The organism is Enterobacter cloacae complex sp. 2022EL-00788, from assembly GCF_026627565.1.
Classification (GTDB): domain Bacteria; phylum Pseudomonadota; class Gammaproteobacteria; order Enterobacterales; family Enterobacteriaceae; genus Enterobacter; species Enterobacter pasteurii.
This window is the reverse complement of record NZ_JAPNMC010000002.1, coordinates 235,317-257,422: the sequence shown is the minus strand read 5'-3', so window position 1 is coordinate 257,422 and position 22,106 is coordinate 235,317. Positions and strand designations below refer to the sequence as shown.

At 57.4% G+C, this 22,106-nt stretch carries 19 protein-coding genes and 1 pseudogene; 7 read left to right on the top strand and 13 right to left on the bottom strand.

Annotation, left to right across the window (positions count from 1 at the left end):
• Nucleotides 1-111 precede the first annotated feature (111 nt).
• The 3 genes and pseudogenes from OWK27_RS03810 to OWK27_RS03800 all read left to right on the top strand — a co-directional run bounded on the left by OWK27_RS03810 (nt 112) and on the right by OWK27_RS03800 (nt 1,798).
• A complete protein-coding gene (locus OWK27_RS03810) occupies nt 112-567 on the top strand; it encodes a hypothetical protein (RefSeq protein WP_252004870.1) in 456 nt (151 codons plus the stop codon).
• Nucleotides 568-813: 246 nt separating this feature from the next.
• A complete protein-coding gene (locus OWK27_RS03805) occupies nt 814-1,224 on the top strand; it encodes a GNAT family N-acetyltransferase (protein ID WP_176610967.1) in 411 nt (136 codons plus the stop codon).
• Between the two features lie 142 nt (nt 1,225-1,366).
• Nucleotides 1,367-1,798: pseudogene (locus tag OWK27_RS03800) on the top strand (helix-turn-helix domain-containing protein).
• A 21-nt stretch (nt 1,799-1,819) separates the two neighbouring features.
• On the opposite strand, the gene OWK27_RS03795 reads toward OWK27_RS03800, so the two are convergent.
• From OWK27_RS03795 to OWK27_RS03770, 7 genes are all read right to left on the bottom strand, one after another.
• The gene (locus OWK27_RS03795) at nt 1,820-2,206 is read right to left on the bottom strand and encodes a hypothetical protein (protein ID WP_176610968.1); all 387 of its coding nucleotides are present in this window, start codon (nt 2,204-2,206) and stop codon (nt 1,820-1,822) included.
• 159 nt (nt 2,207-2,365) lie between these two features.
• Nucleotides 2,366-2,950, bottom strand: coding sequence for a hypothetical protein (locus OWK27_RS03790; RefSeq protein WP_252004871.1), 585 nt, complete (start codon nt 2,948-2,950; stop codon nt 2,366-2,368).
• A 103-nt stretch (nt 2,951-3,053) separates the two neighbouring features.
• Complete coding sequence (locus OWK27_RS24350; protein ID WP_420712933.1) at nt 3,054-3,143, bottom strand: hypothetical protein; 90 nt, start codon at nt 3,141-3,143, stop codon at nt 3,054-3,056.
• Nucleotides 3,144-3,163: 20 nt separating this feature from the next.
• Entirely contained in the window at nt 3,164-3,403 is a 240-nt protein-coding gene (locus OWK27_RS03785; protein WP_252004872.1) for a hypothetical protein, read from the bottom strand.
• 151 nt (nt 3,404-3,554) lie between these two features.
• Complete coding sequence (locus OWK27_RS03780; protein ID WP_176610971.1) at nt 3,555-4,112, bottom strand: imm11 family protein; 558 nt, start codon at nt 4,110-4,112, stop codon at nt 3,555-3,557.
• 2 nt (nt 4,113-4,114) lie between these two features.
• Nucleotides 4,115-8,302: an RHS repeat-associated core domain-containing protein gene (locus tag OWK27_RS03775; protein ID WP_252004873.1), complete on the bottom strand. Its 4,188-nt coding sequence runs from the start codon at nt 8,300-8,302 to the stop codon at nt 4,115-4,117.
• 17 nt (nt 8,303-8,319) lie between these two features.
• Nucleotides 8,320-8,757 (bottom strand): DcrB-related protein, encoded by a 438-nt coding sequence (locus OWK27_RS03770; protein ID WP_252004874.1) that lies wholly within the window; start codon nt 8,755-8,757, stop codon nt 8,320-8,322.
• Nucleotides 8,758-8,887: 130 nt separating this feature from the next.
• Here OWK27_RS03770 and OWK27_RS03765 point away from each other — a divergent pair, with 130 nt between their 5' ends.
• Nucleotides 8,888-10,009, top strand: a complete 1,122-nt coding sequence (locus OWK27_RS03765) for a YbdK family carboxylate-amine ligase (protein ID WP_148419355.1) — start codon at nt 8,888-8,890, stop codon at nt 10,007-10,009.
• Here the strand turns inward: OWK27_RS03765 and OWK27_RS03760 are convergent.
• From OWK27_RS03760 to OWK27_RS03750, 3 genes are all read right to left on the bottom strand, one after another.
• Nucleotides 9,960-13,094, bottom strand: coding sequence for an efflux RND transporter permease subunit (locus OWK27_RS03760; RefSeq protein ID WP_252004875.1), 3,135 nt, complete (start codon nt 13,092-13,094; stop codon nt 9,960-9,962). The two genes, OWK27_RS03765 and OWK27_RS03760, sit on opposite strands and share 50 nt — an antisense overlap.
• 9 nt (nt 13,095-13,103) lie before the next feature.
• On the bottom strand, nt 13,104-14,168 hold the full coding sequence (locus OWK27_RS03755; RefSeq protein WP_252004876.1) for an efflux RND transporter periplasmic adaptor subunit: 1,065 nt from the start codon (nt 14,166-14,168) through the stop codon (nt 13,104-13,106).
• Nucleotides 14,169-14,280: 112 nt separating this feature from the next.
• Complete coding sequence (locus OWK27_RS03750) at nt 14,281-16,989, bottom strand: cation-transporting P-type ATPase (RefSeq protein ID WP_193355961.1); 2,709 nt, start codon at nt 16,987-16,989, stop codon at nt 14,281-14,283.
• A 488-nt stretch (nt 16,990-17,477) separates the two neighbouring features.
• Here OWK27_RS03750 and OWK27_RS03745 point away from each other — a divergent pair, with 488 nt between their 5' ends.
• A complete protein-coding gene (locus tag OWK27_RS03745; RefSeq protein ID WP_176610978.1) occupies nt 17,478-17,726 on the top strand; it encodes a DUF1158 domain-containing protein in 249 nt (82 codons plus the stop codon).
• On the opposite strand, the gene OWK27_RS03740 is transcribed toward OWK27_RS03745, so the two are convergent.
• From OWK27_RS03740 to OWK27_RS03730, 3 genes are all read right to left on the bottom strand, one after another.
• Nucleotides 17,712-19,280: an alpha/beta hydrolase-fold protein gene (locus tag OWK27_RS03740; protein ID WP_252004877.1), complete on the bottom strand. Its 1,569-nt coding sequence runs from the start codon at nt 19,278-19,280 to the stop codon at nt 17,712-17,714. The two genes, OWK27_RS03745 and OWK27_RS03740, sit on opposite strands and share 15 nt — an antisense overlap.
• A gap of 192 nt (nt 19,281-19,472) precedes the next feature.
• Nucleotides 19,473-19,814 (bottom strand): RamA family antibiotic efflux transcriptional regulator, encoded by a 342-nt coding sequence (locus OWK27_RS03735; RefSeq protein WP_148419361.1) that lies wholly within the window; start codon nt 19,812-19,814, stop codon nt 19,473-19,475.
• A gap of 32 nt (nt 19,815-19,846) precedes the next feature.
• Nucleotides 19,847-20,950: an MBL fold metallo-hydrolase gene (locus OWK27_RS03730; RefSeq protein WP_267589865.1), complete on the bottom strand. Its 1,104-nt coding sequence runs from the start codon at nt 20,948-20,950 to the stop codon at nt 19,847-19,849.
• Nucleotides 20,951-21,141: 191 nt separating this feature from the next.
• Between OWK27_RS03730 and OWK27_RS03725 the strand changes: the two genes are divergently transcribed.
• Nucleotides 21,142-21,732, top strand: coding sequence for a TetR/AcrR family transcriptional regulator (locus OWK27_RS03725; protein ID WP_242173310.1), 591 nt, complete (start codon nt 21,142-21,144; stop codon nt 21,730-21,732).
• Nucleotides 21,722-22,090 carry an MmcQ/YjbR family DNA-binding protein gene (locus OWK27_RS03720; RefSeq protein WP_242173313.1) on the top strand — a complete coding sequence of 123 codons (369 nt, stop codon included), beginning with the start codon at nt 21,722-21,724 and terminating at the stop codon, nt 22,088-22,090. Before OWK27_RS03725 ends, OWK27_RS03720 begins: the two co-directional genes overlap by 11 nt.
• Nucleotides 22,091-22,106 lie beyond the last annotated feature (16 nt).

Below are 22,106 nucleotides of genomic sequence, written 5' to 3'. Positions count from 1 at the left end.
TTTTCATCCTTTCTTCATGGTCGTAAAGTGCCTGCGTTGCGGCACATCCGTAACCGGGCGTAGGAACCCGTTAGCATAACATGACATTTTTTTGCACAACGAGGATGCTAAATGGCTACTACACCTAACTTTTCTTATGCGCTCTCTGAAGAAAGCGCTGTTCATCACCTCATAAACACTTCAATTTCCGATTTTGCGGATCTTTTCGAGCTGGCTGATACCTGCGCCGCGTATGTCAACGTACTGGTGGAAACTGACGACACAGTGACGTTTACCACGCTCTGTGAGCGATTGCTGGCTGCGCTGAAGCGGCTGCGTGAGTGCTGCGATGATGAACTGCCTTCGTATCTGGTTGAACAGTTGATTGCGGGAGAAAAGATTGCCTCCTGCGTGCCGGACTGCTGGCAGGAGACGACGTTGCAGGTGGATTATGCCGTAGCGTTAACGCTGGCGGTGATGGGTGGGAAACTGCCTGCGAGCGTGGCGAAAGAACTCACCGGACTGCTGCATGATATGGTCTGGCTGTTAGCGGAGTTTGTGAAGGAGCCGTATATTACGGCGCACTGAGGCGGGTGATGTTAGGCCGGGGTTCTGCTGGGTAAAAAGCAGGATTTCGGCCTTACGCAAAATGCAATGTTGTTTGTTGAATGACTGTTGCTGCTAAAAGCGAAAAGCGGAGCATATTTGCGCAGCCAAGGCGCCAGAACGATTTCTTTATAGCCGAGATATGTTGTCATTAATGCCGCCAGCAGACTTTATTAGGGCATTATTTATGTTAATTTCAATTGTCTCTACTACTGCTTAGGTTAAAATATGCATTCAAACTATGAAGTGATTAACACAGTTCCTCTTCCAGAAGATTTTTGCCGTTTACGCATCATCGCCGGGTTAACTCCTCGACCTCTTGAATCGGCAAAACGCGCGCTTCCTGCAAGCTGTTACGGAGTACACATTGTGTGTGCCGGAAATGTTGTAGGGATGGGGCGCATTGTTGGCGATGGTGCCCTGAACTTCGAGATCGTTGATATTGCTGTTGACCCGGAGCATCAGGGAAAAGGCTTGGGACGAGAAATAATGCAAAACTTAATGTTATGGTTTAAACAGCATGTGTCAGCTGGTGCCTATATTACCCTGATAGCCGATGTTCCCGCGCTATATGAAAAATTTGGCTTTAAGAACGTTCGGCCTGAAAGCGAAGGCATGGCTCTGATCTGGGGATTATAGAAGTAATCCCGTTCTCTTTATTATACGCACGGCACTTAATAGCTATGTCCGCACATGGCACAAGGCGGACATATCTTTCACAGTCACCTAATAAAGTGTTCGCACTCATTAAATGAGCACCGTCATCACGATCATATGAAAACTGCATTCTATCAATGTTTCGATACTGTCAACTCATCCGTCGCGTCAAGATTACGAGGATGCTCTGGGGTTGGTGGCGTATCTGATTGAGCATGACCCAGATAACCCGCTGGTAGAGATGCTCACTGCGAAAATCGATGAATACGAAAACGAGTTTTCGGAGTTTGCAGAATTTAACGCGCGAGTAGCCAGCATTCCGTCAGGCGTTGCGTTATTGCGAACGCTGATGGATCAGTACCAACTCACACAGAGCGATTTCTAAAATGAGATAGGCAAGAAGTCTCTGGTGAGTCGAATGCTCAACGGACAGCGCACGTTAACGCTGGATCATATGCGCGCGCTGGCGAAGCGTTTTGGCGTGTCGGTGAGTGCATTTGTGGGGAATTTATTAGGATGTAATTTTCTGTGCAGCATCATTTTAAGGATAAATTGATCTTATCTGGGATCGGTATATTCATGCTTTGTTTATGCGTCTATTCACTATGTCATTCACATAATGTTCAATCGAAATATTGTGCTCCCGATTAATCTGAGTAATGAATGCGCTAAGATGCTCTTGCGATGCAAAAAGGGTAGTGGCAATGAGGTTATCAAAATCGTTCTGAGAAAATCGTTTATATCCCTTCAACGTCGAGCGTTGGAGCAAAGTGTGTGCGGTCACTTCCAGAATGGCTCGTCGGTAATGATCGGACAGCAGGACATCAAGATCTGTCTGACGAATATAAAACTCGAAATGAAAGCTGACAAATCCCGATTCGACAGGTAGTGAATAAATTAGTTTATCACCTAATTGCTCGACGTAAGGTTCATATCCTTCTCCCATTACTCGCGTAGTCTGCATATAACCTCTCTACTTTCATGTATTAGATTCATTCCACTTGAATAAATATACAGCATTACTCTTTAAAATCTTGCTTAAAATAACTGTAAGAATCACAGAGCACATCACCTAGCTAAAAATAACATTTTCGCCGTACTGGTTTACTTTGAAAGAAAATAATTACCCATAAAAATAATTATAAAACGCATTGAAATTTTCATTACCGATAAGTGGTACAATCCTTTCCCGCAGCTCATCAATGAAATTACCTTTTACTTCGTCATTATCATCTGCTATGTCAAAGATATCGTAGTGACCATATACCAAATCAATAAGCTCCGCTAAAGAAAATATGAATTCAGAGAGACTATCAGCTATCTTAAATGGCTCAATAACATCATAACTTGCATAAACATAGGAACTCCCTTCAACGATAACCGCAATTATAGGTTTACCTCCGCCTAAATCATTACCAATAACAAGATAATTATCTGGTAAGTATTCGTAACCACTTTGAGCCTTCAAGAGTTCACTGACTGAGTGAAGTTTAATTGGCGTGAAGCCTGTTTCAATCTTTAACTTTTCAGGATTATAATTTTCATATAAAAATCCCAACTCTGTCGAACGAGGTAAGTTGGACGGGAAGGTTTTATCCAAGTCATTGACTGCATTGAAACTCCCGGGCAGCGAGTATTTATTACATATAGCAATGAGTTTTTTTAATGCTTTTTCAATCTCATTCACCATTGTCTCATACGCATCCATAAAAATAGCCTTCAGTCATAACCCATTAACTTAGCATAATATTTCCAGAATGCATTATCTTCTGACAAGCTAAGTAAATCAATTTTTAATTAATCTCTCGCTCTTAAAAACAAAGCTCTATGAAGTTATCGTTCTCAAGATAAAAATTTAAACCTGATATGAAATCTTCTACAGATGGTTTTTCTCTTTGGATAGAGATATTATGTAATACATCTATAAATTGTTCTCCATAGAAAAAAGCTCTAGCGAATTTCCGACAACAAAATCAGGGTATACTTCCTCATCGTCATCACTAATGACAGGATAGCTTTCCAAATAACAAACAAGATCTACTTTTGCAGATAACTCATATTCTTTTGTATACACACAAAAATTATCTAATGTATTCCCACCCATAATTTTATATATTAAGTCATCTAAACCATACGCTTTTCTGTATTCTAACCGACTCATACGCACAATCCTTGAGGCTTATCTTTCATACTTTGCAAAGCAAGTAGTTAATGATAAGTTCATATATTCCACTGAACTGTAATTTAAATGATTTTTATAATCCGGGAAATTATCCCCCGGACCATTTTGACTAATTGAAATCTTACTCCTATTAATAAATAGGATCAGCAAAGTCTATTCCTTTTACGTCATTCTTAGAAAGGAACTCTTTAAATTCATTTGAAATAATTATGCAAGATTTATACTCACTACATCTTGCCATACTAAAATCTTCAATAACATTTTCTTTGAAGACTACTTTACTAAACTTCCTTGGACCATTAGGTAAATAACTTAATATAGGTTGGCTTTCAGAAGCCTCCATATCGATGCATGAAACCTCTCTTAGTATATTAATTATTTTATACCCTTGATATTTTTTTTCATTTACAGATACAGTTGCATCAATAAGTTGAACATCAGTCCGAAAAACATCGTGACAAGAAATTAGCGATGCTAGTCTGGGTGATATGAATATAGGCCCATCACTATAATAGAAATCATATGTAAGCAGTGCCTTCTCACTCACCTTAGATTTTAATGTAAATAAATACCCCTCGTTAGTCTCAATTGATTTACATTGGGAAAAAGCACTTCCAGATATATCAGAGTGCTGGTATTCAAACCAATAACTATTGGGGTAATCAGAAGCAATTCGTAGCTCATACATACTTAGCACCTCGCTTTTCTAACCGAGTTTTTGTTAAGAATAGTTTTACCACCGCGTAAATCGGCACGTTCATTTTTTATGATTTCACTAACAGCCTGTTTATACTCTGATTGTTTCCAGCCGTTTTCCTTCCCGTATTCATATATAGCATCCATCTGGTCACCTATATTTTTTGTATAAACAGGGTGAGACCCACTATGGATTGTTCTTGTCGGATGGTAATCAGCTGACTTAGGTAAATAAATAACATTTTTAATATCATGGATATTAAAATCAGCCGCTTTTATTAATTCATGACCTTTTAACTGTTGTGGAATAATATGATGCTTTTGGAAACCAGTAATACTCGGCATCGTGTTATAGGTCAGCAATCCAAGCGGATCAATCCACCCCAACGGATTCGGCGCATACTGATAAAGATTCCACCCGCCGTTCAACCCAATCGGATCCTGCACAATAAACCGCCCGACCTGCGGGTCGTAATAGCGGAACAGGTTATAGTGCAGTCCCGTTTCCCCGTCAGCGTACTGCCCGGCATAGCGAAGCGGCTGGTGCGCCATTGCCGTGCGGTTCACAAGCCGTGAGAACCCTTCGCTCTGATGGCGCACCTCGCCAAAGCTGCCGTACTGGCCGCTCCAGCGCACCGCGCCGCGCTCGTCGGTCACCTCCAGCGGCGCGCCGTTCAGGTCGGTACTGAACCAGTAAATCTCACCGCTGCTCTGGTCACGAAGGTGATCCACACGCGCCAGCGGGCTCCAGGCCTCATTCGGGTCGTAGATATAGGTGCTGCACGTCCCGGTATCCTGCTGCTCCTGCAGCAGGCGATAGCCCTGCCACAGGAAGCGGGTGTTGGTGGTGCCGTGCGCGGTGGTGACGGTTTTGCGCGTGCGGCGGCCCAGCGCGTCGTAGTGGTAGCGCGCCTCAAAGCGCCCTTCCGGCCCGGTTCCCCGGGCGGATACCAGCCGGTTCTCGGCGTCATACGCATAATGCTGCTCGTACAGCCCGATGCGGCGGCTGACCAGGTTGCCCCAGGAGTCGTATTTCATGAACAGCGCCTGCCAGTGCTGCAGGCGGTTATCCGTGACCGGCGCGGCATCGTCACTGGCGGCGAGGTTATCCGCCGCGTCATAGCTGAACTGCGCGCGGCTGTAGCCCTGTCGCGCCTCGTAATGCTTCAGCAGACGACCTTCCGCGTCGTAGCCGTAGTCCACCTCTCCGCGCAGGGTGTCGCTGACCCCGGAAAGCTCGCCGCGTGCGGTGTAGCGGTACAGGCGTTCCAGTAGCGCCTGCTCCGGCAGGGTCACGTCCGTGCTCAGTTCGCTGCGCTGCAGGGTGCGTCTGCCGAGGCTGTCATACTGACGAAGCTGCTCGCGCGCGCCCTGGGTGCGGCGCACCTCGCGATGCAGGCGATCCCGGGTGAACTCGGTCACCAGCTGCTGCCCGAAGCGGATGGCGCTGACGTGGCCGGAGCCGTAATGCAGCCAGGCCAGCTTTTGCCCGCCGGGCAGCGTCAGGCCGGTCAGGTTGCTCAGGGCATCCCATTCGTAGCCCACCGCGCCGTTAATGCCGGACTCGCTCAGCACGCGCCCGGCGTCGTCGTGGCGGTAAGCGATCTCATCGCTTTCAATACCCAGGGCAACGCCTTCGGCCGTCGGCGTGCGGCGGATGCGGGTGATCTGGCCGCTCGGGTCGCGGAAATAATGGTACTCCGCGTGGCGCTGGGTACGCCCAATCAGCAGCCCGCTGTCGTCATAGCGGAACTGCTGGACGCGACGGGCAATGCCGCCGTCGGCGGCAGGCCGGCCGTTTTCTTCGAGCGCGCAGAGGAACCCTCGCGCGTCCCACTGCATATGGCGCACGGTCTCGTCCGGGCGCGTTTCGCTGAGCGGGCGGCCCACGGCGTCGTAGGTGAAGCGGTATTCCGCCCCGTTGCCGTTATCGAGCCGCAGCAGGTTGCCGCGCGGGTCGTAGCGCCACTGGCGCACGCGGCCGATACGGTCGGTGAGGCTGACAGGGAGGCCGAGCGCGTTATAGGCCCAGCTCACCTCGCTTTCCAGCGGGTCGCGCCAGCCCGTGAGCTGGCCGCGTTCGTTCCACACCAGCGACTCGCGGCTGCCGTCCGGGTGGATCACGGCGCTGAGCAGCCCGGCACGGCTCCACTCCCGGCGCGTGATATTCCCTTCCGCATCCTCGCTTTCAACCAGCTGCCCGAAGCGGTCGTAGGTGAAGCGGGTCACGCTGCCGGAGCAGTCGGTGCGCTGCGTCAGCAGGCCCTGGTGGTTCCAGACCAGACGCACCACGCCGCCGGTGGCGTCGGTGATGCTCTCCGGCAGGTTTTCTTCATCGTCGGGATAGCCATACGCGGTGGTGCTACCGACCGGATCCGTTTCCGACAGCAGGCGACCACGAAGGTCGTACATGGCCTGCGATGAGGTGCCGTCCGGGTACACCGTGCGGGTGATGCGGTCGGTCAGGCGATGCCAGTGATACTCCGTGCGGCGGCCCGCCGGGTCCGTCTCGCTGGTCATGCGGCCGTACTTGTCCCACGAGCTGCGGCGCATCGCGCCGCCCGGCAGAATAACGTCGCAGAGCTCGCCGTCGCGGTAGACAAACGTCGTCTGGCGTCCGTCGTAATCCGTGAAGCGCGCGACGTTATCGTCGTCGTCCACCAGCCAGTGCGCCTGCGCGCCGTCTTCCCGGGTCGCGCGGCGGGTGCCGTTATCAAAATCGTATTCGAACGCCAGCCGTTCGCCGCCGCTGTGGCGGAAGCCGACCACGCGCGGCAGGCCGTCTATCTCCTGCCAGCGGTATTCGCTCAGCAGGCCGTTGGCGTCCTCGTGGGCGCTCATCAGCCCGTCCTGCCAGCTGAAGCGTCGGCGCACGCTACCGCCCCGGCCGGTCACGGAGACCAGCTGGCGCTGTTCATCATAAGCGTAACTGACCAGGCAGATCTCGTCATCCAGCCAGGCACCGGCGAGCCTGTCACGGTCGTAGCGGCAGACCACGCGCTGGCCCGCGCTGTCGGTCAGGGCATGCAGGGTATTATCCGCATTCCACTCGAAGAGAATATCGTTGCCGCAGGGTTCGGAGATGCGCTGGAGCAGCGACGGGGCATCATCCCGCAGCGGCGCATAGTGCCAGCGCTCGCCGCTGACGTCATACACCGACCAGCTGTCGTCCTGGTGATGTTCAAGCCAGTTTTTTTCGCTCTCGCAGTAGGTGCGCGTCCCTTTCGGCACCCTCGGGAAGGCAACGTAATCGCCGGACGGCGCGCGCCACACCAGACCGTCCTGATAAGGCTCCAGGCGGCTTTCCCAGAACAGGCTCCAGCCGCGGCCCAGCACGCTGTCGCCGGGGTTGCCGCTGCGCCAGTAGCGCTGCCAGCGCACCGGCAGGCGCGAAGGCAGGACGAAGTCCAGCTCATCATCCCCGCTGAGAAACTTCTGTCCGCTGACGATATCCACCGGGCGGGCGATGATACCCGCGGCCGCCACGCCGGTCATCAGCGTACCGGCGCGGCAGGCGATGCGGGCCAGCTTATTGATGCCGGGGATTTTGCCCAGCAGCTTAGAGAGCGCCCCGACTTTGCCGGCCGCTCCGCCCCAGCCGCCGAGCAGGCCGGCGAATAGCAGGGTAAGATCGGAGACCTTATACAGCCACTCGGGCACTTCAGACTGAATGGGAAGGGTTTGCTGCGGATCGCCGCCGATAATGACGTTGTCCGAACCGGTCATCACCTTCGCGTCGCAGGTGGTGCGATCCCCGATGCGGGACGCAGGCTGGCTGTTAATGGATACTCGCTTAGAGCCTTCGGCCATCTGCTGCGAGCCGTCGTCAGAACAGTCGACGGTGCTGTCAGTGGCAAGCGCGGCGGGTTTACCGTTGATAAACACGTTGGGCGAGCCGGAGGTGATGACGCCTTTCTTCGTCATGCTGGACGCCCCGGCGTCGGCTATGCTGTCCCGGGCGGCGGTCGCCAGCTCCCCGGTGTAATAGCCCACGGCGAGGCTCGCGCCAACGAGCAGGACGCCCACGCCAAGACAGGAGGCGCCGAGACCCGCAATAAACATGGCCCCCGCCAGAATGCCCCCGGCGGCGGCAATCAGGCCACCGACAATCGTTCCGGCAATCATCCCGGCCAGCGCACCGGAGTGCCCGATATCATCATCAACGCGTGCAGCTTCAAACATAACGACTATCCCTGATGTTAATCGTGGAGGCGAAAGCTCCTGAGAAGATCGCCCAGCAGCGCGCCGTCAGCATCGCTCAGCGCACGTGCGCAGGTCATGGTGAAAACCAGAACGTTATCGCCATCGACGTTAAAAACGGCCTGCTGCTGCCAGATGCGCTTCGCGTCGCGCAGGTAGCTGGCGTGGACGATTTCGCCCTGTGAAAGGCCGTCGCCGAGCATTGCAGCACTGCGTTCACCCTGCTTCCAGCCCTTGAGATGTTTTCCCATCAGGGCGAGCTGGCGATCGATATACGCGGCAAGCGCTTCGCCGGGGTTGAGGGTATCGCGGGAAATGTTGAACGCGGGCGCATCCCCGGCAGGCAGCGCGAAAACGTTGACGGTACGATCCTGATAGCCATCAGGGAGGCTGATAAGCCCTTCATTTATATGGTACTTCGGAGATGATTCTGACATTGAGCGGGTCCCACCACATTTTTCAGAAGCAGCAAGTTTCTCATATGTGTTTGATACTGACTATCCCCCTGAAAAGAGAGAGCCGCGTCCGTTGTCTATACTCAACACACAACAGACAATGGAGTGCGCCATGCCCTTACCTGATTTCAAATCCTCTGAACCCTACACGCTCGGCATCGAGCTTGAGCTTCAGGTCGTCAACCCGCCGGGCTACGACCTGAGTCAGGACTCCTCCGCGCTGATCGCCGCCGTCAAAGACGACATTAAAGGCGGCGAGGTCAAACACGACATCACCGAAAGCATGCTCGAAATCGCCACCGGCGTGTGCCAGAACATCGACCAGGCGGCGGCGCAGCTCTCGGGGATGCAGCAGAGCATCCTGCGCGCGGCGTCCGAGCAGCATATTCAGATCTGCGGCGGCGGAACCCACCCGTTCCAGAAGTGGCAGCGTCAGGAGGTGTGTGACGATGAGCGCTATAACGTCACGCTGGAGCGCTTTGGCTATCTGATTTTACAGGCGACGGTGTTCGGCCAGCACGTGCACGTGGGGTGCCGAAACGGGGACGACGCCATTTATCTGCTGCACGGCCTGTCGCGCTTCGTGCCGCACTTTATCGCCCTCGCCGCGTCCTCCCCCTACATGCAGGGCACGGACACGAAGTTCTCCTCGTCGCGTCTTAACATCTTCTCCGGGTTCCCGGACAACGGCCAGATGCCGTGGGTCAACAGCTGGCAGGAGTTCGAGGGACTTTTCCGCCGCCTCAGCTCCACCAGCATGATCGACAGCATTAAGGATCTGCACTGGGACATCCGCCCCAGCCCGCACTTCGGCACCGTGGAGGTGCGGGTGATGGATACTCCGCTGACGCTCGGTCACGCCATTAATATCGCCGGGCTGATCCAGGCCACCTCGCACTGGCTGCTGACCGCGCGGCCGTATAAGCATCAGGAGCGGGATTTTCTGCTGTACCGCTTTAACCGTTTTCAGGCGTGCCGCTACGGGCTGGAGGGGATCCTGACGGACGTGCATACCGGCGAGCATAAAACCGTCGCGGAAGACATTGCGTGGCTGCTGGAGCAGGTTGCGCCGTCGGCCGAGAAGCTCGGCGCAACGAGCGCGATTAAGGAAATTGCCCTGCTGTTAAAGCAGGGCAAGAGCGAGGCGCAGCGCATGCGCGACTTTATCGCCGACGGCGGCTCGCTTATTTCTCTGGTTCAGAAGCACAGCGAGCTATGGGCGACGAGTCCGTAAGGGCGTGCCCCCACTCGCGCAGGCGCTGGAACAGCACGAACAGCGCGGGGATGAAGAGGATCCCCACCACGGTCGCCACCAGCATGCCGCTGAACACCGTGGTGCCGATGATGCGGCGGCTCTGGGCACCGGCTCCGGTTGCCAGCATCATCGGCAGGACGCCGATAATGAACGACACGGCGGTCATCATCACCGCGCGAAAGCGGCGCGACGCCCCTTCCCGCGCGGCATCAACGATCGCCATCCCGTCCATTCGCCGCGCGCGGGCAAACTCCACGATAAGGATCGCGTTCTTGGCGGCAAGGGCTATCAGCAGCACCAGGCCAATCTGCACGTACACGTCATTGGCGTAGCCGGCGATCCACAGCCAGACCAGCGCCCCGCCGATGGCGAACAGCACCGAGAGCATCACGCTCGCCGGGAGCGTCCAGCTCTCGTACTGGGCGACGAGGAACAGCCACGCCATCACCACCGCCGCCAGCACGATCCATATCGCCTGATTGCCGGTCTGCTGCTCCTGATATGACATGCCGCTCCAGGCATAGTCATAACCCGCGGGCAGGCTCTGCGCCAGAATCTCGCCCATCGCCGCCATCGCGGTGCTGCTGCTCACCCCTTGTACTGCCGAGCCGCTCACCGATACCGACGGGAACTGGTTGTACTGCTGGATAAAGGGCGCGCCAACGGTCGGCGTGATGGTGACGAGGTTGCTCAGGCGCACCCGCTCGCCGCTGTTGCCGCGCACGAACAGCTCGCTGATTTGCTCCGCGCGCTCGCGCCACTGCATCTCGTTTTGCATCACCACGTGGTAGACGCGGTTGTTGACGCTGAAATCCCCGGCGCGCGTGCCGCCAAAGGCGGTTTGCAGGCTGCTGAAGATGCGGGACACCGGCACGTCGAGGCGGGCCGCGCGCTCGCGGTCAACGGTCAGCGTCAGCTGCGGCACGTTGCTGCTCCAGGTGGTGAAGACGCGGCTCAGCTGCGGGTGCTGGTTGGCTTTCGCTAGCACCTCACGCGTCACGCGCTCCAGCTCCGCCGGGCTCTGCCCCGCCTGCGCCTGTATGCGCAGGTCGAAGCCGGAGGCGTTGCCCAGCCCCGGCAGCGTCGGCGGCGCAAAGGTCATGATGGTCGCTTCCGGCAGGGCCAGCAGCTGGCGCTGAAGGGTGCCCATCACCTCGTCCAGCGGCGGACGCTCGCTCCAGTCCTTCAGCATGATGGAGATAAACCCGCCGTTGGAGGCGCTGGTGCCGTTGAGGATGTTAAACCCGGACACCTGAATCACGTCTTCAACCGCCGGATTTTTGGCGATCAGCTCGCGCGCGGTGGTCATCACCGCCTCGGTACGCTCCAGCGACGCCGCTTCCGGCAGCTGGACGCTGGCGAAGAAGTAGCCCTGGTCCTCCTGCGGCAGGAAGCCTTTTGGCATCGACGTAAAGCTGAACGCCACCACGGCCGCCGCGCCTGCGGTGGCCAGCAGCGCCAGCCACGGGCGCTGGTTGAACATCGTTACGATGCGGGTGTAGGCGCCGCGCGTCGCGTCCAGCCCCCGGTTGAACCCGCGGAAAATCGCCGCAGGCTTCGCCGGGCGCGGGCGCAGCAGCATGGCGCACAGGGCTGGCGTCAGGGTCAGCGCCACGAGGCTTGAAAGCGTCACGGCGGTGGAGAGCGTTACCGCAAACTGGCGGTACAGCTCGCCGACGATCCCCGGCAGCAGCGCCACCGGCACAAACACCGCCAGCAGCACCAGCGTCGTGGCAATCACCGGCCCGGCAATCTGGCGCAGCGCCAGGGCGGTGGCCGCCGTGCGGCTCTGCCCTTCCGCCATCAGCGTTTCGACGCTCTCCACCACCACGATGGCATCATCCACCACCATGGTCAGCGCCAGAATAATGGCAAACAGGCTGAGGGTGTTGGCGGAGTAGCCCAGCGTGTAAAGCACCGCAAAGGTGCCCACCAGCGACACCGGAATGGCGAGGGCGACAATCAGCGTTGCCCGCCAGCTCTGCAGGAACAGAGACACCACAACGACCACTGCCAGCATCGTCAGCGCCAGGGAGACGCCGATCTCTTTGATGGTGGCGGCGACAAAGGTGGTGGTGTCGAACTTCACCTCATACGCCAGGTCGTCCGGGAAGCGCGTCGAGAGGCGCTCCAGCTCCGCGCGCACCGCGTCGGCGACGCGCAGGGCGTTGGCGGACGGGGTCGGATAGATGCCGAGGTAGGCGGAGTCATTCCCGTTCAGCTGCGCGCCGGAGCTGTAGCTTCGCGAGCCGAGCTCGATGGTGGCGATATCCTTCAGGCGCACCAGCTGGCCCATCTCCCCCGCACGGATAATGATGTCGGCAAACTCTTCGGCCTGGTTCAGTCGCCCCAGCCCGTTGATGGTCAGGGTCTGCTGCTGGCCGTTGAACACCGGCGGCGTGCCGACCTGGCCCGCCGCGCCCTGCACGTTCTGCTCGCGCAGCGCCTGCGCCACGTCATCGGTCGTGACGTTCAGGGCGTTCATGCGGTCCGGGCGCAGCCAGATGCGCATGCTGTAGTCGCGCGCGCCAAACATCTGTACCTGCCCGACGCCCGGCAGACGCGACAGCGCCTCGCGCACCTGGGTGCTGGCGTAGTTGCTGACGAACAGCGGCGTGTGGGTGTTGTTCGGTGAGTAAAGACTTACCCCCATCATCAGGTTGGTGGCACGCTTGCGTACCTGCACGCCGTTTTGCTGCGCCTCGGCGGGCAGCTGCGCCAGGGCCTGCGCCACGCGGTTTTGTACGTCGATGGCGGCGAGATCCGGATCGGTACCCGCCGCGAAGGTGATGTTCAGGCTGTAAGTGCCTTCATCAGCGCTGGTGGACTCCATGTAAAGCATGTGGTCCACGCCGTTAAGCTGGGTCTCCAGCGGCGTAGCGATGGCCTCCGCCACGTCAGCCGAGCTGGCCCCCGGCCAGCTGGCAGAGACGTTGACCACCGGCGGCGTGATCTGCGGGTACTGCTCCACCGGAATAATTTTCAGCGCGATGGCCCCCAGCAGGGTGATGACCAGCGCAATCACCATCGCGAAGCGCGGGCGTTTGATGAAAAACGTCAGCATGATGGCTCCTTAATTCAGTATCTGGACGGCAGCGCCGGGCTGCACGCGCTGCGCGCCGTCAGCAATCGCTCGCTCACCGGGCTTCACGCCGGAGGCGATCTGAACCTGCTGGCCAATCTGCCCGGCAATTTTCAGCGGACGCATTTCGGCTTTGCCGTCGGCGTTAACCACCCAGGCAAAGAACCCGTCGCCGTTCTGCTGGACCGCGGCGGCTGGCAGGGTCAGCACGGGCTGTTTGCTGACGGGTCGCAGAAACACATTCGCATTGCCGCCGGGCAGCAGCTGATGGCGCGGGTTGGCGAACTCGGCGCGCAGCATCACGCTGGCGGTGCGCGGGTCGATGCGGTTATCCACCGACGTCAGCTCGCCGCTGATGCGCTCGCCGTTGCTGTCAATAATGGCCTGCCAGGCCTGTTTCATGGCGCCGATATCCGCATGCTGTCCGGCTTTGGTGGCAAACGCGCCCTCTTCCAGCGCAAAGGCGATGCGGATGGGATCGAGCTGAACTACCTCCACCAGCACGCCGCTTGCGGGGTTGACCAGGCTACCGACGTGGAAGCTGCTGTGCCCCACGCGGCCGTCAATCGGTGAGGTGATGCGCGTGTAGTTAAGGGTGACGTTGCGGGTCTCCAGCCGGGCTTTCGCCTGCTCGAGGGCGGCGCTGGCAACGTCGCGCTGCATGCGGGCGTTGTCCACGTCGTGGCGGCTGATGGCGTTGCTGCTGCCCAGGCTTTCAAAGCGGGAAAGCTGCTGCTGCGCCTGACGCAGCGTGGCTTCGGCGCTTCTTACCTCAGCCTGCGCCAGACGCACGGCGGCGCGCGGCTCGGCGTCGTCCAGCTCAAACAGCACGTCGCCTTTTTTGACGTACTGCCCGTCGCGGAAGTTGATTTTGGTTATCACGCCTTCCGTTCGCGCGCGCAGCTCAACGGTGTGGATGGCTTCGATGCGCCCTGGGATCTGGCGCCCGGCGGCGTGTTCGATCTGCTCCACGGTGGCAACGCGAACGGGGATGGCGGCGGCAAAGGCGGGCTGCAGGGTAGCGGCGAGGAGTGCGAACAGGAGCGGGAGTTTCATGGGAGTACCTCAGTATTTTCCCCTCACCCTAACCCTCTCCCCAAAGGGGAGAGGGGACGTAAACACCCTCTCCCCTTTGGGGAGAGGGCAGGGTGAGGGGGTAAGGTTTTAGTTATGCAGCCTTACGGAACCTGCGGGTGAGTCGCTTCTCGATTTCGACGACGAAGAACATCACGCCCGCTACCGCAAGCGTCACGAACCAGTAGCGCAGCGGCAGCGCTTCGGTGCCGAACAGCATCTGCATAAACGGCAGGTAGATAATGGCCGCCTGGAGCAGGAACAGTACGCCCGTTACCAGCCAGATCCCTTTGTTCGCCAGCAGGCCGCGGTTCAGGGAGAACCCTTCGGTGTTGCGGCAGTTAATCATGTACACCCACTGGGCGCAGACCAGCATCTGCAGCAGCACGGTGCGGATGAACTCCGCGCTGTGGCCGCGCGGGGCCAGCCAGGCTTCGAGCGCAAAGGCGGCGATGGCGATCATGGTGCCGACGAAGGCCACGCGCCAGACGGCGTAGGCGTCCATCACGTGCTGCCCGGTCTGGCGCGGCGGGCGGCGCATAATGTTGCGCTCGGCGGCTTCAAACGCCAGGCCGAAGGAGAGCGTGGCGGAGGTCGCCATGTTCATCCACAGGATCAGCACCGGCGTCAGCGGAATGATGTTCCCCGCCAGCAGCGCAATCACAATCAGCAGCCCCTGCGCCAGGTTGGTCGGCATGATGAACAGAATGGTTTTCTTCAGGTTGTCGTAAACGCGACGCCCCTCTTTCACCGCGCTGGCGATGGTGGCGAAGTTATCGTCCGTCAGGACCATGTCCGCCGCCTCTTTGGTCACTTCGGTGCCTTTGATGCCCATCGCGATGCCCACGTCGGCCTGACGCAGCGCCGGGGCATCGTTCACGCCGTCGCCGGTCATGCCGACGATTTCACCTTTCTCCTGCAGCGCTTTCACCAGGCGCAGCTTATGCTCCGGGCTGGTTCGGGCGAAGATGTCATACTTCACCGCCGCGTCCGCCAGCTCGGCGTCGTCCATTTTTTCCAGCTGATAGCCGGTCACCGCCTGCTCGCTGTTGGTGATCCCCAGCATCTGGCCGATGCTCATCGCCGTCTGCGGGTGATCCCCGGTGATCATCTTCACGCGGATCCCCGCCTGCTGGCAGGCGCCGATTGCGTCAATCGCTTCCGGGCGCGGCGGATCCATCATCCCGGCGATGCCGAGGAAGATCAGGCCGTGGCTCAGGTCGTCGTGCGTCAGCGCCTGCTCGCCGTTTGCCGGCCTGAACGCTGCCGCCACCATGCGCAGCCCCTGACGCGCGTAGCGCTCCATCTCGGCTTCCCAGTAGCCCAGGCTGAAGGCTTCCGCACCGTTACGGGTCAGCTGCTGCGCGCACAGGGCGAAAATCACGTCCGGCGCGCCGGTGATTAAAATCTGCTCCTCACCGCCAATCTGGTAGTGGGTGCTCATGTACTTGTACTGCGAGTCGAACGGGATCTTGTTAACCAGCGTGGTCATGACCGGCGCCAGGCGGGCTTTCGCCGCCAGCACCTTCAGCGCGCCCTCGGTAGGCCCACCGGTGATGCCCCACAGACCGCGCTCGTCCTGAATCAGCTGGCTGTCGTTACACAGGTCAACGGTGCGCAGGTACTGCTCCAGCACGGTGCCCGGCTGGATCTGCACCGGCTCGTCGCTGCCTTCCAGGTAGATATTGCCCACCGGCTCGTAGCTGTTGCCGTCCACGCGGTAGCAGGCGTCAGCGGTGATGATGGCTTTGACCGTCATCTCGTTCATGGTCAGGGTGCCGGTTTTGTCCGAGCAGACCACGGTCATCGCGCCCAGGGTCTCGACCGTCGGCAGCTTGCGGATGATGGCCCGCTTGCGCGCCATCGCCTGTACGCCCAGGGAGAGGATGATGGAGATGATCGCCGGCAGACCTTCCGGTACGGAGGCCACCGCCAGGCTGATCAGAGAGAGCAGCAGCTCGCCCATCGGGATCTCGCGGAACGCCAGGCTGAAGATAAACAGCGCGGCCATCATCGCCAGAATAATGGCGAAGATCGCCTTGCCCAGCTTGTCCATCTGCACCAGCAGCGGCGTGCGGTGTTTTTCAATGCCCGCCATCATCTGGTTGATGTGGCCGAGTTCCGTCTCCTGCCCGGTGGCAATCACCACGCCGACGCCACCGCCCGCGCTTACCGTCGTGCCGGAGAAAACCAGGTTCGTGCGGTCGCCCAGCGGTAATTCGCCGCTCAGCGGATTGGTGTGTTTGTCCACGACCGTGGATTCACCGGTCAGAATCGCCTCTTCAACGCGTAAATTATGCGCTTCAATTAAACGCATATCCGCCGGAATACGATCCCCCGCGCGTAAAACAATAATATCGCCCGGGACGATTTCCGTCGTCGGTATCGTTTCATGGTTGCCGTTGCGAATAACGCGCGCTTCGCTGGAGAGCATATTGCGAATACTCTTCAGTGATTTTTCCGCGTTGCTTTCCTGAATGTGGCCAATTAAGGCATTGATGACCGCCACGCCAAGAATGACCAGCGTATCGACCCAGTGCCCCATTACCGCCGTTAAAACGGCAGCCGCCAGCAGAACATAAATCAGCACGTCGTTAAAATGCGCGAGAAAACGCAGCCAGCCCGGCTTGCCTTTTTTCTCCGGCAGCGCGTTAGGGCCATGTTTTTGCAAACGCGCCTGCGCGTCTGCCCGGTCCAGGCCGCTGGCCTGGCTACGGGTGTGAGCAAGTACCTGCTCGACGGACTGCTGGTACGCCTGCCCGCCTGCGGGTGGCATATTCTGTGAGAGATTTTTTTTGGTCATGGTATTTTTCCTTCAATATCCGGTGGACGGAAGCCGGAATTCCTTTCTGGCTTTAATTAATTCATTTTTAAGTCTTGCGGGTTAAATTGATCTACCGCAATATAATGACTACCAGGTTATTCAAAACTGATTAAAATTATTTCGACGCGCTGATTTTTACAAAATATTTCTAAACCAACATTAAACGAGGAGGAAGCATGTTTGGTATTTATCGCGGACGGCGCCTGGCGTTATACATTGTCGCAGCCATTGTTATTGCCACGTTAATTGGCTATAGCACCTATAGCTTTGTAAAATTATTTTCGTAAGGAAGACGTTTATTTACATAACGCGATATTAATTTAATCGCCCCGGGAATAATATTCTTTTCTGGTTATTTATTCGCAGAATAACGGTGGCCTTTGACTCAATTTTGCCCGCCGGGATTATATTGCTTTACGTTTCAGGATGCCGGACAATGACATTTTTAACTGACGATTAACATTACGATGAAACATCCGTTAGAATCGCTGCTTACCGCGGGAGGCATCTTATTGCTGGCCCTGCTCTCCTGCCTGCTGTTACCTGCCCCTTCGCTTGGGCTGGTGCTGGCACAAAAGCTGGTTCAGACCTTTCACATGGTCGATCTGAATCAGCTTTACACCATCCTGTTTTGCCTGTGGTTTTTAGCGCTCGGCGCCATCGAGTTCTTTATCCTGCGTTTCGTCTGGCGCCGCTGGTTTTCACTGGCGTCGTAAGCCGGTGAAATCGCGCATCCCGTGGATCAGCGCTTCACACCAGGCCGCATAGTCGTGCCCGCTGGACCACGGATGGAAGCTGACGCGGTAGCCTTTCTCCCGCAGAATCTGTTCAAAATCCAGGGTGGTACGATAAATGCCGCCGCCCGGCCCCGCGGTTTCAAACTTCCCGGCCTGAAGCCAGAAGCGTACCGGATAGTGCGGCGACTGCTGGTACTGACGCGTAAGCCAGCCGGGCGCTTCGCCCTTCGGCGCCCACCAGTAAGAGCCGGAAAGGCTCAGCACGTTGCCAAACAGGCGCGGGTAGCGCAGCGCCACCCATGACGACGCAATGCCCCCGTAGCTTGACCCCGCCAGCACCGTTTTCTGCCGCTGCATCGCAATGCCCTGCCCGCGTAGCCACGGCAGCAGCTCGTGCGCCATAAAATCAGCGAAATCCGGGTTCGGCGGCAGCTCCTTGCCGCGTCGGGCATGATCGAGGCTGTCGATAAACACCACGTTAATCGCCGGCAGGCGATGGCGGGCAATCAGACCATCCAGCACGTTGGCAAAATGATACTCGTCCTGATAAATCTGTCCGTCGAAGAGGATTAACGTCCAGCGTGCGGGCTGTGCGCCGCGCGGTTTGTAGATCGTCACTTCGCGAGAATTGCCGAGGATGGTGCTGCTCAGCATCTGGCGGCTCAGCGTCCCGTGCACCAGCGGCTGTGCCGTAGCCTGGACGGAGCAATAGCGCGCCGGGCTGAGATCGAGCAGGGATGAGCGATTCCAGCGATCGGACTTCTGTTCCCCAAAGGCGTTCGGATTAAGCGGATCGGCCTGCGCGCTCACCAGGATCGCGCGGCGCTGGTCGCGAGGGGAGCCCTCAACGATAGGCACATCGGGCGCAAGCTTGTACTGCATCACCGTGTCGGCGGGCACCACGTAGCTGCGGAACCAGACGTCGCTGTTGCCCAGTCTGAACAGCGGATCGTGATCCCCCGCCGGAGAGCCGAGAATAAAGACGTTATTCCGCGCGCCGCGCCACAGGAAGGTCACACGCCTGTGGCTCGCGTCCACCGGCTCCACCATCGGCGTTCCCTCCCGGACTTGCGTCTGCCAGAACGCGTCGGTACTGCCACCGGCAGCTACCGTTTTTGCCAGCGCCCGAAGCGTCGGGCTGTCCGGCTCCAGCATCTGCACGCGCGGTAACGCGGAGGTCTCTTTCATGCGCCACTGAAAACGCCACGGCTTGCCCGCTTCGCCGCGCAGCAGCAGTGAGGTGCTCTGCTTCACCGGCAGGGCAAAAAGCAGCGTGTGTTCACCATCGGCAGGACCGCTTTCGACCAGCGTACGGATGCGGCGGTTTTGCTCGTCCAGCAGGCGTGCATCCGTCACGCCGTTCAGCGTGGCGGAAACGTAATTTTCACCCAGCTCGGGCAGCAAAAAGCAGACTTCTCCGCTGGCGTCAAACCTTCCCTGAACGTCTCCCAGCAGGGACGACTGTTCGCACGTTGCCGCCACGGCGGGCAGCGCGCCGATCCCCATCAGCAACCCACTCCATACCCTTTTCATTAATGCTTGTTCCAGAACGAAATTTGGCACTAACGCTAATGCAAATGTTAATGATTTGCAATATCACCAAATTATTGCAGTCGTAGGACGTTTAGGAGAGAGACGGTGAATTATCGCTGCCAGGAAGGGTTTGTCCCCTCACCCTAACCCTCTCCCCTTTGGAGAGAGGGCCGGGGTGAGGGGGAAGGTCTTTCAGTGCGCCCGACTATGATTCTCTTTGCGGTACGCGCCGGGCGGCTGGTGGAAGGTGCGGGTGAAGATGCGCGTAAACGTCTGCTGCGAGTCAAAGCCGTAGCGCAGGCAGATGTCGTATACGCGTTCGTCTGATTCACGCAGATCGCGCGCCGCCAGCAGCAGCTTGCGTTCGCGGATGTAGCGCCCCAGACTTTCGCCTTTGTACTGCATAAACAGCCGCTGCAAATGCCATTTTGAGTAACCCGCGTGGCGGGCAATCTCCTCGATGCGTAACGGCTGGTGTAGATTGTCATCGATCCATTCGACAATGGTTTCAATGACCTGAGCGGAAATCGTCATACTGCTCTCCCCCTCTGCTTCTCGCTTGAACATTATTCCCACCACTCGCGAAATTCTTGCGTGGTATCACTCACCCGAACGGGCTCGCCCAGCTCCGGCGTCAGCAGCCGGTAGTTTTTATCCTTACTGGCTTTCGCCAGCTGGATCAGCGGATCGTTCCAGGTGTGCTTCGCCAGCACGAAACGTCCGTTATGCCCTGGCACGACCGCTTTGGCATTCAGATCCGCCGAGGCCTGCGCGGTTTCTTCCGGATGCATGTGGATGTACTTCCAGTCCTGGTCGTACTGGCCGTTTTCCATGATGGCAAGGTCCACCCCGCCGAACAGCTCGCCGATGGCTTTGAAGTGCGGGCCATAGCCCGAGTCACCGCTGTAGTAGATCTTCTGCGTCGGGGTGACAAACATAAAGCTGCCCCACAGGGTCTGGTCACGCTTAATGCCGCGCCCGGAGAAGTGGCGCGCCGGCAGCACGTGCACCGTCAGGTCATCGGTAATGTGCACCGACTGGTTCCAGTCGCGCTCGCTGACGATCGCCGGATCCATACCCCAGTAGCGCAGATGCGATCCCACGCCCAGCGGCATTACCGCGCGCTTTACCTTCGGCAGTAACGCCCGGATGGTGGCGTAATCCAGATGGTCGTAGTGATCGTGAGAGATAATCAGCAGGTCAATTTCGGGCATGCTCTGCGCGCTCCACGGATACTCCCCCGCAAAGGCTTTATTGAGGAAGGAAAACGGCGCGGCGTAGTTACCCAGAACCGGATCGATCAGGATGCGTTGCCCCGCCAGCTGCATATACCAGGACGAGTGGCCGAGCCACACCAGCGTGTCCTGCTCAGGCGGCAGGCTCGCGAGATCGGTTTTCACCAGCGGCAGCGGCTGCGCGGGACGGGCGTTTTCGGTTTTACGGGTCAGGAACTGCCACCACGCCACCAGCATATTTTGTTGCCCGGTAAAGCCCGGCGTAGGGAGCGTGTTGTGGAATTTCCCGTCGCGATACTGCGGGGAGGCTTCCACTTCGGTAAGCTGCGCACCCTGCGGTGGCTGGCCAAATCCGGCATTCAGAACAAACGGTAAACTGGCAGCTGAAGCAATAATCATGACTAACACCACGCAGATGAATAGAGGCTTTTTCATGTCCTGACCCGCCAACGCGCCCCGTCCGGTGGATTGCGCAGGTGACACTTGATTATGAGTGAGTAAGCACTCATTATAGATAGGATGCTTACGTCGTCAAGAAGGTTTTCGATCTTTGACATTCCGCGTTGCAGCATGGCAAAGCACGTGTTTCAATCAGGGTTTTTACAATTGACGGGAGGAAAAATTTAGTGGCACGTCCGAAGAGTGAAGATAAAAAACAGGCCTTACTGGAAGCAGCAACCGCTGCATTTGCGCAGTCAGGTATTGCCGCCTCAACGGCGTTAATCGCCCGTAACGCGGGCGTCGCTGAAGGTACGCTGTTTCGCTACTTTGCTACCAAAGACGATCTGCTGAATGCCCTCTACCTGCACCTGAAGCAGGATCTTTGCCAGACCATGCTGGCGAATCTCGATCGCACCATCACCCTGCCGAAAGAGCACACCCGTAACATCTGGAACAGCTACGTGGACTGGGGCATTCGTAACCCCGTGGCGCATGCGGCCATCCGCCAGATCGGCGTCAGTGAAAAGCTGAATGCCGAAACGGAGCAGGCGGTGAAAGACATGTTCCCGGAGCTACACGAGCTGTGTCGTCGTTCGGTCCGCCCGGTGTTTATGTCTGACGAGTTCCGCACCTTTGGTGATGCCATTTTCTTATCGCTGGCGGAAACCACCATGGAGTTTGCCACCCGCGATCCGTCCCGTGCCCTTGATTTTAAAGCGCTGGGCTTTGAGGCCATGTGGCGCGGGCTTGCCCAGGAAGATAACGATGGACGGTAAATCCCTGCAGGAGCACGCAAAACGCGTGGCGCTGGAGATGCCTTTTACCGAACACTGCTGGCCGTTTGGCCCCGAGTACGACGTGTTTAAGGTTGGCGGCAAGATTTTTATGCTGATGGCTACCGTCCGCGGACGGCCTCACGTCAGCCTCAAATCAGATCCGGAAAAATCACTGTTAAATCAGCAGATCTACCGCGGCGTTGAGCCCGGTTACCATCTGAATAAAAAGCACTGGATCTCCGTTTTCGGCACCGACGACATCACCCCCGAACTGGTCACCGACCTGATTGCGGACTCGTGGAATCTGGTCGTCGACAAACTGCCGAAAAAAGACCAGAAGTGGCTACGCCCGGCCTGATTGTTCGTCTGAAACG